The sequence below is a fragment of the Povalibacter uvarum genome, assembly GCF_014202975.1.
GTDB classification, from domain to species: domain Bacteria; phylum Pseudomonadota; class Gammaproteobacteria; order Steroidobacterales; family Steroidobacteraceae; genus Steroidobacter; species Steroidobacter uvarum.
In genome coordinates this window covers 1011451-1025139 of record NZ_JACHHZ010000002.1, presented here as the reverse complement: position 1 = coordinate 1025139, position 13689 = coordinate 1011451, and the positions used below count along the sequence as shown (strand labels likewise).

General features: G+C 63.0%; 12 protein-coding genes. 5 read left to right on the top strand and 7 right to left on the bottom strand.

Features of this window, described 5'->3' with window-relative positions:
• Positions 1-174: 174 nt before the first annotated feature.
• Positions 175-2445 carry an ATP-binding protein gene (locus HNQ60_RS28085; RefSeq protein ID WP_184331487.1) on the bottom strand — a complete coding sequence of 757 codons (2271 nt, stop codon included), beginning with the start codon at positions 2443-2445 and terminating at the stop codon, positions 175-177.
• Between the two features lie 479 nt (positions 2446-2924).
• On the opposite strand from HNQ60_RS28085, the gene rnk reads away from it, so the two are divergent.
• The 3 genes from rnk (at position 2925) to ybaL (ending at position 7268) form a co-directional block, all read left to right on the top strand.
• The gene (gene rnk, locus HNQ60_RS10740; protein WP_184331485.1) at positions 2925-3332 is read left to right on the top strand and encodes a nucleoside diphosphate kinase regulator; all 408 of its coding nucleotides are present in this window, start codon (positions 2925-2927) and stop codon (positions 3330-3332) included.
• 271 nt (positions 3333-3603) lie between these two features.
• On the top strand, positions 3604-5340 hold the full coding sequence (locus tag HNQ60_RS27865; RefSeq protein ID WP_184331484.1) for a methyl-accepting chemotaxis protein: 1737 nt from the start codon (positions 3604-3606) through the stop codon (positions 5338-5340).
• Between the two features lie 95 nt (positions 5341-5435).
• The gene (gene ybaL, locus HNQ60_RS10730) at positions 5436-7268 is read left to right on the top strand and encodes a YbaL family putative K(+) efflux transporter (RefSeq protein WP_184331482.1); all 1833 of its coding nucleotides are present in this window, start codon (positions 5436-5438) and stop codon (positions 7266-7268) included.
• An 82-nt stretch (positions 7269-7350) separates the two neighbouring features.
• Here ybaL and HNQ60_RS10725 read toward each other — a convergent pair whose 3' ends face one another.
• From HNQ60_RS10725 to HNQ60_RS10710, 4 genes are all read right to left on the bottom strand, one after another.
• Positions 7351-8013, bottom strand: coding sequence for an HAD family hydrolase (locus tag HNQ60_RS10725; protein ID WP_184331480.1), 663 nt, complete (start codon positions 8011-8013; stop codon positions 7351-7353).
• Between the two features lie 58 nt (positions 8014-8071).
• Entirely contained in the window at positions 8072-8803 is a 732-nt protein-coding gene (locus HNQ60_RS10720; RefSeq protein ID WP_184331478.1) for a riboflavin synthase subunit alpha, read from the bottom strand.
• A 130-nt stretch (positions 8804-8933) separates the two neighbouring features.
• Positions 8934-10421: a glycerol kinase GlpK gene (glpK, locus tag HNQ60_RS10715; protein ID WP_184331476.1), complete on the bottom strand. Its 1488-nt coding sequence runs from the start codon at positions 10419-10421 to the stop codon at positions 8934-8936.
• Positions 10418-10894: a DoxX family protein gene (locus HNQ60_RS10710; protein ID WP_184331474.1), complete on the bottom strand. Its 477-nt coding sequence runs from the start codon at positions 10892-10894 to the stop codon at positions 10418-10420. Before HNQ60_RS10710 ends, glpK begins: the two co-directional genes overlap by 4 nt.
• A 176-nt stretch (positions 10895-11070) precedes the next feature.
• Here HNQ60_RS10710 and bufA2 point away from each other — a divergent pair, with 176 nt between their 5' ends.
• Positions 11071-11343: a BufA2 family periplasmic bufferin-type metallophore gene (gene bufA2, locus HNQ60_RS10705; RefSeq protein ID WP_184331471.1), complete on the top strand. Its 273-nt coding sequence runs from the start codon at positions 11071-11073 to the stop codon at positions 11341-11343.
• 136 nt (positions 11344-11479) lie between these two features.
• On the top strand, positions 11480-12322 hold the full coding sequence (gene bufB, locus HNQ60_RS10700) for an MNIO family bufferin maturase (RefSeq protein WP_184331469.1): 843 nt from the start codon (positions 11480-11482) through the stop codon (positions 12320-12322).
• A 100-nt stretch (positions 12323-12422) separates the two neighbouring features.
• Here bufB and HNQ60_RS10695 read toward each other — a convergent pair whose 3' ends face one another.
• Positions 12423-13103 carry a DUF3379 family protein gene (locus tag HNQ60_RS10695; protein ID WP_184331467.1) on the bottom strand — a complete coding sequence of 227 codons (681 nt, stop codon included), beginning with the start codon at positions 13101-13103 and terminating at the stop codon, positions 12423-12425.
• A complete protein-coding gene (locus HNQ60_RS10690; RefSeq protein ID WP_184331465.1) occupies positions 13090-13653 on the bottom strand; it encodes a sigma-70 family RNA polymerase sigma factor in 564 nt (187 codons plus the stop codon). Before HNQ60_RS10690 ends, HNQ60_RS10695 begins: the two co-directional genes overlap by 14 nt.
• Positions 13654-13689 lie beyond the last annotated feature (36 nt).

Genomic DNA, 13689 nt, shown 5'->3' with positions numbered 1-13689 from the left:
GAGACCGTCTCCAGTCGTTGCGAATCAACCGATCGTGCTGCGACCGGCGATCATCAGGCTACGGCGACGGATGCTGTCGCGCCTGCCGTCTTGTGCTCCACGTGCATCAGGCTTATCCGGAATGGATTCGCGCGTGCGCGGGAATGACGGCATCCGTGCTGCCAGTGGCTTGGGTCAGCCGCTGACCGTCGCGCGCACGTGACCGCTCTCCGACAGATGCCGCTGCAGACACTGCGAGAGCAGATTCCGATCGAGCGGCTTGGTGAGGTAGTCGTCCATGCCCGCCTCGATGCACTTGCGGTCGTCGTCCTTCATTGCATTCGCGGTGAGCGCGACGATCGGAATGTGCGTTCTGCCGGCTTCGCGTCTACGGATCTCGCGAGTGGCTTCGTAGCCATCGAGCTCGGGCATCTGGCAGTCCATGAGGATCAGCTCGAAGCTGCCGGACGCCCACGCAGCGACTGCATCCATCCCGTTGCGAACCGCATGAGCGCTGTAGCCCAGCCTTTCCAGCGTGCGCAGCGCGACTTTCTCGTTCACCAGGTTGTCTTCCGCGAGCAGGATTCGAGCATGTCCCCGCTCAGGAGCACTTCGTGCCGGCAGCGATTTCGGCTGCGCGGGTTTCGACTCTTCGATCGGCATGCGCACCGTGAACCAGAACGTCGAGCCCTTGCCCGGCTCGCTCTCGACACCGACTTCGCCGCCCATCAACTCGACGAGCCGCTTCACGATCGACAATCCCAGGCCCGTACCGCCGTAACGACGCGTCGTCGATGCATCGACCTGAGTGAATGGCTCGAACAGCAGGTGCAGACGATCACTCGGAATACCCACTCCAGTGTCCTTCACGGAAATGCGCAGCAGGGCATCATCGGTATTGGACTGCAGAAGAGTCGCTTTCAGCTCGACGCTGCCAGCATTCGTGAATTTGATCGCGTTGCCGCAGAGATTCAGCAGTACCTGGCGCAGACGCACCGGATCGCCGCGAACGTGCGCAGGAATGCCCGCTGCGAACTCCAGTCGGAACGACAATCCCTTGTTCGCGGCCTGAAGGCTCATGAGCCGCTCGACATCGGCGAGCAAGTCCAGCAGCGCCAGAGGAACCTTCTCCACCTCGAGCTTGCCGGCTTCGATCTTCGAGAAATCCAGAATCTCGTTGATGATCGTCAGCAGCGCACCGGCACTGTTGCGAATGGTCTGTGCGTGTTCGCGCTGGCGCTGATCGAGCGAGCTGTCCAGCAGCAGATCCGTCATCCCGATGACGCCGTTCATCGGTGTGCGGATCTCGTGACTCATATTGGCGAGGAACTCGCTCTTCGCGCGGCTCGCGGCCTGCGCTGCATGCGCGAGCTCGTTTGCACGCCCGGTGGCTTCGACGAGTTGCCGGTTGGTGCCTTCCAGCGTCGCGTTGCTGGCCTCCAGCTCGAGAGTGCGGGCACTGAGCGCCTGTTCGACTACGACCAGCCGGTCGTGCTCGACCAGCAGCAGGTTCTGTCGCGCCACGGCCAGGAGCACGATGAGAGCGCCGCCGCCAACTACGACCATCTGTACAGCATCCGGTACGCTCGGCAGCGTCCACGTGAACACGACGCCAACCACCGTCGAGCCCACGACGACGAGCGGGATGAGCCGCAGGAACGCTTCGCACGTACGGTGCCAGGCGACGTCGCTGCGACGTTCCGTTCGCCATGTTGCGGCGGCGTAACCGATCAGCAGCGTGACCAGCGAAAACACGACATTGACGCTGGCGCCGAGCGGGAGGATCTCCGCGATGATCGACGCATTCCAGATCATCCAGGCCACACCGTTCGTGAGCAGCCCGCCGAGGAAGATCATCCAGCTCCGGTCGAGGCGGATGCGCAGCGTCGGTGCAAGCACGAGCCCCATGCAGAACGGCGTGAGGAAACAGACGGGATAGAAGATCGTCACAACCAGCTGCAGCATGTCGGTGCTGCCGCGGCGGGGCAGATACAGCGAGAGCGTGAGGATGAGCACGCCCAGCGCCAGAGAGATCACGTCGAGCAGGAACTGGCGGCGGTTGAACTTGCGATGCTGCCGCAGGACCGACATCAGCCCGAGCACGCAGCACACACCGAAACTCAGGAAGAGCGCATCCATCACCTCACGGGCGAGATCGCGGCTCATGTAGTCGAAGAAGTTGTAGACGATCTGACCCATCGCGGACAGCGTGAGGCCGATGGCGAACCAACGACGGGCCGGTCTGTCGGCAGGCGTCGATGTCCGCACGCCCATCCACGCCGCGATCGCCGCTGTACAGTACGCAATCGTCCAGTGAGTGCAATCGAGGATATTTTTGGTCGAGGGATCCGCGGCGAGCGTTGCGGCGACGAAGAAGCCGATCACAAGCACGGCCGAGGCACCGAGCAGCGGGCCGGCGCCGCGCGGTAAACGACTCTCCTCGTGATGTGCTGCTTCTGTGACCACGACCCAGCCCGTTGCGGGCCCTCGTTGCAATTGCACCCCGAACAATGCCCGGCGTGCACCTGCGGCGAAAGGCTGGAATTCACGGCTGCGGCGATGAGCGCGTGACACGTTTCTCAGCTTGGGAAACTCGACGAAAGCCTGCAGAAACAGGCATCAGACATTGCCTGAATGAAGGGCTTCTGAAGCATCGCGGCAGCGCACCAACGCATCGCCAGATCGTTCGGCGAAGGTTCCTGGCTTGATTTACCCGCGTGCATTCGCAATGCTCTGGATCATGAACGCGCATTTCACTTTCGCACGAGGCCTGCACCACGCGGGTCACCTGATCCAGGGCATCGCACCCCGGGCATAGCGTTCGTTCGCTCTTTGCCCGGGGACACCACCGGGCTTTCCCCACAGATCACGATCCCCGCGCGTCCCGATGGATGCCTGCGGGCTCTGCGTCATTTCGACGCGAACTGCCTTTGGAGTCAGACATCATGCCTATTCGCCGCACCGACAAGCCGCCCGCGCGTCCGCGCATCGTCATTCCTGCCAGCGAACACGAACGCCTGTTGCGGATCGCGGAGCAAGCGTTCGAACGCGATGTTCCCGTCGCCGGCTATCTGGTGGAAGAACTGAGCCGGGCGCATCTCGTACCGGACGAAGCGTGCGCACCGCACGTCGTTCGCATGGGATCGCAGGTGACTTACAGCGACGCAGCGACGAACCGCACGCACACGGTGACGCTCGTCTATCCGCGCGAAGCCGACATCGACAGCAACCGGATCTCGATCCTGACGCCGATCGGTGCCGCGTTGATCGGCATGAGTCCGGCGCAGTCCATCGATTGGCCGACGCCAGGAGGAGGTGTGGCGCAGCTGACGGTGCTGAGCGTCACCCGCTAGCAGAAGCCCATCTTGTTGTGGGTCCGGCTTCAGCCGGACGTAATGCCGAAGGCAGCTTCCTCGCGTCAGCGAGGCACCGCCTGCGGCGGTTACGTCCGGCTAAAGCCGGACCCACAACAAGAGTCGTTCGCCTGGCGATGCATCACCCTCACACACGGGCAGGTCCGCGCCCGGAATCGTGATCGTCCTCACAAATCACTGCTCAAGCGTGTAAGGCGAACGCCGATAAGGGCATGAGGCATCGGCAAGGCCAAGCGCCACCGGAAATTCGATGTCGATCGGTCACCGTGGCCGGTCATTTCATTACATCGATCATCCGAGGGCGATCATGGTTCATTCGCAGATGAAGGTCAGCACGCGGCTTGGCCTGGGCTTCGGTCTCGTGCTGCTGCTGCTCGCAGCGATTGCGGGCCTGGGCATTTTCAGGCTCGCGGGCCTGCACACAGCGGTCGATACGCTCGCCGATCACCGCGTTCCGAATCTCGTGACCTCGTATGAGTGGCAAACCCACCTGCAGGACACGGGCCTCAAGATGCGCAACATCCTGTTGCTCAGCGATCCCAGCGAAATTCGCGCGCAGCTCGACGCCATTCACGAAGACGAGCTGAAGCGCAAGGAAGCGATGGAGAAGCTGCAGGCGTCCATCACGCTGGCGGAGGGCAAGGCCCATCTGCAGGAAGTGCTCGATGCAAGAGCCGCTTATCTGCCGAGCGAACACCGGTTTCTCTCGCTGGTGGAGTCCGGCGACATGGCCTCCGCCCGGACCGTGCTACTCGAAGATGCCCGGCCGCTGCAGATCGCGAACATCGAGGCACTCGACAAGCTGATCGAGTTCGAAGCGAAAGTCGTGGAAGACGACAGCAAGGTCTCCGCCGAGGAATACCGATCCGGCAGCTTCATGCTGATCCTGCTCAGCCTGCTCGCGCTGGTCACGGGCAGCGTCGCCGCCTGGCTCATCACCCGCAGCCTCGTCCTGCAGCTGGGAGGCGAACCTCACTACGCAGCGGAGATCGCACGCAGCATCGCGGCCGGCCAGCTCGATGTGCGGATCGAATCGCGCGCCAACGACGATTCCAGCCTGATCGCGACGATGCGCAGCATGCGCGATCATCTGCTCGACATCGTTTCCCAGGTCCGTCGCGCGGCCAACTCGGTGCGCAGCGGAACTTCGCAGCTCAGCCAGGGCAACGACGATCTGAGTCAGCGCACGCAGGAGCAGGCGTCCGCTCTCGAAGAGACCGCGGCGAGCATGGAAGAGATGACGATCACGGTGAAACAGAACGCCGACAATGCACGCCAGACGGCACAGCGCGTGACCGAGATGCGCTCGCAGGCCGAGAACGGCGGACAGATCGTGCAGCGTGCCGTGAACGCGATGACCGAGATCAATTCGTCCAGCAACAAGATCGCCGACATCATCGGCGTCATCGACGAGATCGCCTTTCAGACGAACCTGCTGGCGCTGAATGCCGCTGTCGAAGCGGCTCGCGCGGGCGAACAGGGCCGCGGCTTCGCGGTCGTCGCCAGCGAAGTTCGCAACCTGGCACAGCGCTCTGCCACGGCAGCCAAGGAGATCAAGGGCCTCATCACCGAATCCGTCGACAAGGTGCGCGATGGCTCCGATCTCGTGGATCAGTCCGGCAAGGCGCTGACGGACATCATCACGAGCGTCCGGAAGGTCGCTGACATCGTGGCTGAAATCACTGCGGCCAGCGAAGAGCAGGCAGCCGGCATCGAGCAGGTGAACAACGCGGTCACCCAGATGGACACCATGACGCAGCAGAATGCCGCGCTGGTCGAGGAATCGACGGCAACCAGCAAGTCGATCGAGCAGCAGGCCCAGGCGCTCGTTTCCCAGATCGCCTTCTTCCGCACGGGCCACAATGATGACCGTAACCGGGCCTTCGCTGCTCCTGCGTCGCGTGCACCCGTACGCATCGCAACGCCGGCACCGGCAGTCCGACGCCACGACGACCTTCCTCCCCTGGCGCGGGCGAGCGGCGAGTAGTACGTCCGTAGCAATCGCAGTCCACGCCGGACGTCCGGCGTGTTGTGCGAACGGCGCTCTTCGGGCAATGATCCGGCAGGAACCGGATCTGCCCGATGCCCCACGAAACCAAACTGCTTGCACTGATCGCTGTCGGCTTCGCGACAGCCATGCTGCTCGGCTTCATTGCCGCACGCCTGCGGCTGCCGCCGCTTCTTGGCTATCTGGTGGCGGGTATTGCCGTCGGCCCCTTCACGCCCGGGTTCGTCGCTGACGCTTCACTCGCATCGGAGCTCGCTGAGATCGGCGTGATCCTGCTGATGTTCGGCGTCGGCCTGCATTTCTCGCTCGATACGTTGAAGCAGGTCCGGAAGATCGCTCTGCCCGGTGCTGTCGCACAGATCGCAGTCGCAACGGCAATCGGCGCCGCGCTCGCGTGGTGGTGGGGATGGAACATCGCCGCGGGTCTGGTTTTCGGCCTCGCCATGTCAGTCGCCAGTACTGTCGTGCTGTTGCGCGCGCTCGAACAGCGACAGGAACTCGATACCCAGGATGGTCGCATTGCCGTCGGCTGGCTGGTCGTCGAAGACCTCGCGATGGTGCTGGCTCTGGTGTTTCTCCCCGCACTCGCCGCCGCGACGCAAGGCGAAGCGCTGCGCACTGGCGATATCGTGCAGAGCCTGATGCTGACGGCGTTCAAGGTGGCGATGTTCTTCGCCTTCATGCTCGTCGTTGGCCGTCGGGTCGTCCCGTGGCTGCTCGGCCAGATCGCGAATACGGGCTCGCGCGAACTCTTCACGCTCGCCGTCCTCGCGATCGCGCTGGGGATCGCGTACGGATCAGCAGCATTGTTCGACGTGTCGTTCGCGCTGGGCGCGTTCTTCGGCGGTGTCGTTCTCGCCGAGAGCGAGCTTAGTCACCAGGCCGCGGAGAATTCCCTGCCGCTGCAGGATGCGTTCGCCGTGCTGTTCTTCGTGTCCGTCGGCATGTTGTTCGATCCTTCGGTGATCATCGAGCGGCCGCTGGATCTGCTCGGCGTGATGTTCGTCATCCTCGTGGGCAAGAGCCTCGCCGCCTGCGTGATCGTCATGGCGTTCGGCTATACGTCGCGGACCGCATTGACGATCTCGGCCAGCCTCGCGCAGATCGGAGAGTTCTCGTTCATCCTGGTGGCGCTGGGCGTCTCCTTGAATCTGTTGCCACCCGAAGGGCGTGACCTGATCCTCGCCGGCGCCCTGCTCTCGATCACGCTCAACCCATTCGCGTTCTCGACGGTCGCGCCCCTGTCACGCTGGATCGACGAGCATCCTCGCGTGCAGCGCCTGTTGTCGCTGGGGAGAAAGCCCATTGATCCGCTGCCGCCGGAGGTTTCGACCGCGCATTTGCACGATCACGCAATCATCGTGGGATACGGTCGCGTCGGCAGCGTCGTTGGCGAAGCGCTGGCGGCACAGGGACTCGAATTCGTCGCGATCGAGTCCAATCACCGCCTCGTCGAGCTGCTGCGCGGCCAGAAAGTCACGGTCGTATTCGGAAACGCTACTGCGCATGGTGTGCTCGACGCGGCTCGCATCGACAAGGCCCGGTTGCTGGTGATCGCGACGCCGGATGGTCTTTACACGCGGCGCATTCTCGAACTGGCGCGACGCCGGAACCCGAGTATCGCGGTGGTCGTTCGCACTCACAGCGCGGGTGAGTATGACTACCTCATCCGTCAGGGTGTCGATCGCGTCGTGATGGGAGAGCTCGAGCTCGCGCTGGAAATGACGGACTACGCCCTGCAGCGGCTCGGGGTTTCCGAAGCACGCAGCAAGCTCGTAGTGCAGTGGCTTCGCACGGAAGGAATGTCAGGCACGTCGGGCGGGGAAGCACATGGAAAGAAGGAGTTTCATTCCGGCGACACTGACGTGCCCGAGGGGAATGCGGGGACGACTCAGGAGAGGCCGTAAGCCCGGGTTCGTCACACCCGCGAAAGCGGGTGTCCATGCTTTGTCCGGATGGATTCCCGCGTGCGCGGGAATGACGGGAGCGCTAGCTCCGCATCCGCGGCAGCTCCAGCAATTCCGGCAGCTCCGTGTGATCCGCGAAGATGTGGTCCGGCTGCGATGCGTGCAGGCGCTCGGTGCTGTGGAACCGATGATGATCGTGCGGCAGGAACAGCGCCGTGCGCGTTCCGGCAGCCCTGCCCGCAAGAATATCCACGTGTGAATCGCCGATCATGATCGCCTGCGCCGCCTCGCACCGCAGAGCGGTGAGCGTCGCGAGCACCGGCTCGGGATGCGGCTTGTAGTTCTCGACATCGCCCCCGCAGATCACGAAGTCGAACAGCGCACTCAGTTCCAGCCGATCGAGCACGTCGATCACGATGTAGCGCGGTGATGACGTAACGAGAGCCGTCTTCAGCCCGTGATCGCGACAGTGCGCAACGAGCTGGCGCGCCTGCGGAAACAATTCGGCTCGCAGGAACGCGGTCTTCAGACCGTCGTCGAGATTCGGCTGGAACTCCTCGACCGTGAATCCGCCGAAATCCGCGGCCACGGCCGACAGATCGCGAAAGAAGCAGCGTCGCAGCACCTCCTCGTCGGTGGCGGCGATACCGTGGCGTTCTAGCGCGAACTGGTACGCGGCGATCCAGAGAGGCAGCGACGGCGTCAGCGTGCCGTCGAAATCGAAAAGGGCAGCGGTGTAGGGCACGGAGGAAGTGACTGGCGGTTAGCGGTTGGCGGTTAGCAAGATAAAGAAGGGAGAAGCTTCAGCTTTCATTCTCGCTCTGTGCACTCTGTGATCTCTGTGATCCCCGTGTGAAATCTTTCTCTCCGGCAAGATCCACGAGTTCATCGGCAATCCCCTCGAACCTCGGCAGCAGCGGACCCAGGCGTTCTTCGAGGAAATCGCGGATCGTATCGACGGTTACCTGCGTGCTCCTTTCGATTTCCATGTTGATGCGCGAGCCCTGCGACCTGGCGCCGAACGTCGTCATGCGGAGCGTTTCCGGAATCAGCCAGACCGTGAACGTCGACGCGTGCTTGTCGACACTCGCGACCGTCAGGCTCGCACCGTTCAGGGCGATGTAGCCTTTGGTGAAGACGTAGCGAATCCACGGTGCCGGAACTTCGAGTGTGAGGACGCGATTGTTCTCGGGCGTCTGGACCTGCGCGACGCGAACCACGCAGTCCACGTGACCTGACAGCGGATGGCCGCCAATCTCCGCACCGTCACGAGCTGCGCGCTCGATGTTGACCGGATCACCGTCGTTCAACTCACCGAGCGTCGTGCGCGTCAGCGTTTCCTGCATCACATCGAACGTCGCGCGCCGACCGCGCGTCGTCGTCACCGTCAGGCACACCCCTTCAACCGAGACGCTCGCGCCAATCTCCAGCCCGACTTCCGCGCCGGCAGGCAGCTCGATGTCGAAGATGACGAGACCCGACAGACGCTTGACGCTGTCGATACGGCCGAGACCCTGAACGATGCCGGTGAACATACGAGTATGCTACTCGGTGGCGGCCTTCGGCCGCCACTGAGGCCAGGCTACGAGCGGTGAGCGACGAGCTGCGAGCCAGAAGCAGCCTCGTCCCATTCTGCCTCGTCGCTCATCGCTCGTTGCTCATCGCTCACTCCACCCAATTCACCGCCCGCGCCACCGCCTTCTGCCACGAGGCATACAAGCGGCTGCGCTGCTCCTTGGCCATTGCTGGCTCCCACCGACGCTCGATGCCCCAGTTGCGCTTGAGGTCGCTCGTGTCCTTCCAGTAACCGGTCGCCAGTCCTGCGGCGTAGGCGGCGCCCAGAGCGGTGGTTTCAGTGACGCGGGGGCGCACGACGGTGACGTCGAGAATGTCGGCCTGGAATTGCATCAGCAACTCGTTGACGACCATGCCGCCGTCGACGCGCAGCTCAGCGAGACGAATGCCCGAGTCCTGCTCCATGGCAGCGAGCACATCGCGCGTCTGATAAGCAGTAGCTTCGAGTGCTGCGCGAGCGATGTGCGCCTTGGTGGCGTATCGCGTGAGTCCTGCGATCACGCCGCGAGCATGTTCTTTCCAGTACGGCGCGTAGAGACCGGAGAACGCGGGAACGATGTAGACGTCACCGTTGTCCGCGACGCTGGCAGCGAGTGGTTCGATCTCGCTGCTCTGGTGAATGAGCCCGAGATTGTCACGCAGCCATTGCACCAGGGCGCCCGAGATCGCGATCGAGCCCTCGAGCGCATAGTGAGCAGGTTGCTGGCCCAGCTTGTAGGCGACGGTCGTTACGAGTCCCGCAGCGGACGGCACGGGCCGTGTGCCCGTATTCATCAGCATGAAGCAGCCGGTGCCATACGTATTCTTGGCCTCGCCCGCCTCGAAGCACGTCTGCCCTACGAGCGCCGCCTGCTGGTCACCGAGAATGCCCGCGATCGGCACACCCTTCAGAGGACCATGCGCGATCTCCGCGTAGACTTCGCTCGATGAAACGATCCGCGGCAGGACGCTCGCGGGAATCTTGAAGACCTTCAGCATCTCCTCGTCCCACGAGAGCGACGAAAGATTCATGAGTTGCGTGCGGCTCGCGTTCGTCACATCCGTAATGTGCTGGCTGCGCGTGAGATGCGATACGAGCCAGCTGTCGATCGTCCCGAAGCGCAACTCTCCGCGCTCGGCCTTCGCACGCGCGCCAGGAACATTGTCGAGCAACCAGCGAAGCTTCAAGCCGCTGAAATAGCTCGCGAGCGGCAAACCTGTCCGGTCGCGGAATGCATCTTTGCCGCTCTGCGCAGTGAAATAGGCCACGAGCGCATCGACACGCGTGTCCTGCCAGACGAGCGCATTGTGAAGCGGTTCGCCGGTCTCGCGATCCCAGAGCACGCTCGTCTCGCGCTGATTCGTGATCCCGACACATGCGATGTCTCGCGCAGTGAGGTTGGCGGCAACCAGCGCTTCCGCGATGACGGCGTCGGTACTGCGAAGAATCTCGAGCGGCGAGTGCTCGACCCATCCGGGCTGCGGATAGATCTGCTGATGCTCCTTCTGCGCACACGCGATGACGCGACCGGCTGCGTCGAAAATGATGAAGCGGCTGCTGGTGGTCCCCTGGTCGATGGCGCCGATGTATTGGTTCATTCTCTGGCCACGGTGGCGAATCGGTGGTCAGAGACTACACCGTCCATCGACCACCTGCCCGGCCCGTACACCATCAGCACCAGCAGCATGAAGCCCCACAGGTAGTGTTGCGCGATTGCGGCCTCGAAGCCCTCCTGCAGCAACACATGGGAGTACGAGACGACGGCAAGCACATTGACGGCCTGCAAGCCGAGGGCACTCAGTCGACCGCAGATGCCGAAGATCAACAAGAGCGGGAACAGGAGTTCCCCGGCGGTTCCCACGACCGCGGCGAGGTCCGGAGGCAACAGCGGGACTCGATACTCCTCACGGAAGAGGAACTGTGTGCTGTCCCAGTCCGACAGCTTGAGCCAACCCGACTTCAGGAACACCCAGCTCACGTAGAGCCGAGTGACGAGAGCGAGCAGCGGCGCGAATCGTTCGAGCGGCTGTGTCCGTGCATTGATCCAGGCCATTCGTGCTGCGATCGTCATTTCGTTCTCCTCGGTCGGTTGTCGCAGGAGACCGGCGGACTCGAGCACTTATTGCACCGTCAACGGATCGATCACGATGTAATGAATTGGCGCAACGGCCGGTCTGATGCGCGAGGACGATGATTTCGTCGTCCTGCGTTTCATTCTCTGGTCATCCGATACAGGAAGGTATTCATATGAAGCATTCAACGAAGGTCTCCGGCGCCGCTATCGCGACTGCTGCCGCCATGCTGTTCGGCACGCTCACCACCCTGCCCGCCGCTGCGGCCGACGAAGCCAAGGTGAAGTGCGAGGGTGTGAATTCGTGCAAGGGCACATCGGCTTGTGCGACCGCACAGAATTCCTGTCAGGGCCAGAACAGCTGCAAGGGACATGGATACCTCTCGCTGACCAAGGCGGAGTGCGACGCGGCGAAGGCGAAGGCTGCCGCGGAGAAGAAGAAGTCCTGAGCCGGCGAGGCCGGGGCTACGGAAGCTGCAGTCTTCGACTGCAGCGTGTAGGCTTTGGAGGAAGCGGTTGGCGGTTAGCGGTTAGCGGTTGGTGAAGAGGCGCTATCGCGCGCTTCCGGACCGGAGCGCGAGCACAGTGTCGAATAGAGCATCTACAACGTCGCTGGGTTTTGGACTGGGGCTGCGGCCGGATCATTACATCGAGATTCTGCGCGATCGGCCGGCGGTCGACTGGTTCGAGATCATCAGTGAGAACTACATGGTGCCGGGCGGACGTCCCCTGCACTTCCTGGATCGATTCCGCGAACGCTATCCGCTCGTGATGCACGGAGTGTCGATGTCGATCGGCAGCGTGGATCCGCTGGATATGCAGTACCTGCGCGACCTGAAGGCACTGGCTCAGCGTGTCGAGCCCGAATGGATCTCGGATCACTTGTGTTGGACGGCTGTCGATGGCGTCAACCTGCATGATCTGATGCCGCTTCCTTACACCGAGGAAGCATTGCTGCATGTCGCGCGGCGCGTGAAGCAGGTTCAGGACTTTCTGGGCCGCCGCATACTGCTCGAGAACGTATCGAGCTACGTGACCTACACGCACTCGCAGATGCAGGAATGGGAATTTCTCGCCGCTCTGACGGCTGAGGCCGATTGCGACTTGCTGCTCGACGTCAACAACATCTACGTCAGCAGCGTGAATCATGAATTCGATGCAGATACCTTTCTCGCGGCAATCCCTGCCCAGCGCGTGAGACAGATGCATCTCGCCGGGCACCAGCGGCAGGGCGAGTACCTCATCGACACGCACGATCAACCGGTGCCGGAAGCTGTGTGGGACCTGTATCGCAAGGCCTTCACACGCTTTCCGAATGTCTCGACGATGATCGAGCGGGACGGGAATATTCCTGCCGTTGCGGAGTTGGTGGGCGAGCTGGATCGAGCGAGGGAGGCCGCGGGTGAAGGGGAAGTAGCCGCCGCGTGATGAGATGGCGCGATGCCGTCACTCCCGCGAACGCGGGAGTCCATCTGGCTGGGAGCGGAGTGGATTCCCGCTTTCGCGGGAATGACGAGTTCCGTCACCCTCACCACTGCATCGCCGGCGCATACTCCACTGCCGCGAGCACCTGTTGCGCCACCTGATCCACCGGCACGTCCTGACCCAGCACAGCGAGCACGCCGCGCGGTGCGGGCATGATGACGCCGCGGAAACCTTCCTCGTCGAAATGCTGAGGCTTCCACACCGCCTTCTCTTCCGTCAGCAGCATCACTGTCGCGGGTCCCTGTGATGTCTGCACGACGAAGTGCGGGACTTCGCGGCCGCGGAAGGGACAGTTCGTCGCGTAGGAAACGCGGCCGTCGAAGCCGGGGCGCAACCTCAGACCGGATCGCGCGAGGACATCGACAAATTCCATTTCGCTGACGCGATCCGGGGTCGTCCGCAGAGAGCCGGGTTCGTGCAGTGCGTGCTGGACGACTTCCTCGGCCAGCGTATCTCTCGGATACGCGATCCAGAGAACGGCCATCGCGATGGCCAGCATCACGCTCGCAGCCAGGCCAAAGCGCAATGCGCGCCGGCGCGACGCATCAGGGCGCGCAACGGTATCCGCGTCGATCGCGAACGCGCGATGGATGAGCGAGTCCATCTGCTGCATCTCGCGCCAGTAGCGGGCGCACGCCGGACACTGCGCAGCGTGTTGCGCAATTTCCGGCGCCGCGGAATGCGGCTCCGCGCCTACGGTCCGGCGGAACTCAAGGCAGTTCATCGTCACGACTCTCATCCGGGGCTTCGCCCAGCATCTTCTTTCGCAGCAAGTGGCGCGCCCGGTACAGCCGCGTCAGCACGGCCGGCACGCTGAGCTCCATGTGCGTGGCGATCTCCTCTGTGGAATAACCGAACAGGACCTGCATCATCAGGGGTTCGCGATACGACTCATCGAGCTGGAGGAGCGCGGCGCGCATATCGTTCACTTCAGTGCTGCTGTCCGCGATCAATGCCGCGTCTCCCGATTCGAGAGCGGTGTCGAGGTCGATGGTCTCGAGCTGTTTGCGTTCGAACGTGCGGGCGAGCTCGCGCCGCGCGATCGTGAACAACCACGACCGGACGGCCTTCTCTTCGCCCAGCGACCCGATGGAGCGCCAGGCACGCAGCAGCGTCTCCTGCATCACGTCCTCGGTGAGCGACCGGTTGCGGCACAGCCAGAAGACGAAGCGGTACAGGTCCGTCCTGAACGGCAGGCACAGCGCCTCGAAGCGCTGGCGTCTCTCGGATTCGCCAGCACTCAACTCGACAGACCGGTCGAGGGACTCGGACATTACAGGCGCACATTCCTCATGCCGGTGCGCAGTGTA

Excerpts from the sequence above, each read along its gene's own strand:
- rnk (WP_184331485.1), top strand. The coding sequence starts at position 2,925 with ATGCCTATTCGCCGCACCGACAAGCCGCCCGCGCGTCCGCGCATCGTC.
- HNQ60_RS27865 (WP_184331484.1), top strand. The coding sequence starts at position 3,604 with ATGTCGATCGGTCACCGTGGCCGGTCATTTCATTACATCGATCATCCG.
- ybaL (WP_184331482.1), top strand. The coding sequence starts at position 5,436 with ATGCCCCACGAAACCAAACTGCTTGCACTGATCGCTGTCGGCTTCGCG.
- HNQ60_RS10720 (WP_184331478.1), bottom strand. The coding sequence starts at position 8,803 with ATGTTCACCGGCATCGTTCAGGGTCTCGGCCGTATCGACAGCGTCAAG.
- glpK (WP_184331476.1), bottom strand. The coding sequence starts at position 10,421 with ATGAACCAATACATCGGCGCCATCGACCAGGGGACCACCAGCAGCCGC.
- HNQ60_RS10710 (WP_184331474.1), bottom strand. The coding sequence starts at position 10,894 with ATGACGATCGCAGCACGAATGGCCTGGATCAATGCACGGACACAGCCG.
- bufA2 (WP_184331471.1), top strand. The coding sequence starts at position 11,071 with ATGAAGCATTCAACGAAGGTCTCCGGCGCCGCTATCGCGACTGCTGCC.
- HNQ60_RS10695 (WP_184331467.1), bottom strand. The coding sequence starts at position 13,103 with ATGAACTGCCTTGAGTTCCGCCGGACCGTAGGCGCGGAGCCGCATTCC.
- HNQ60_RS10690 (WP_184331465.1), bottom strand. The coding sequence starts at position 13,653 with ATGTCCGAGTCCCTCGACCGGTCTGTCGAGTTGAGTGCTGGCGAATCC.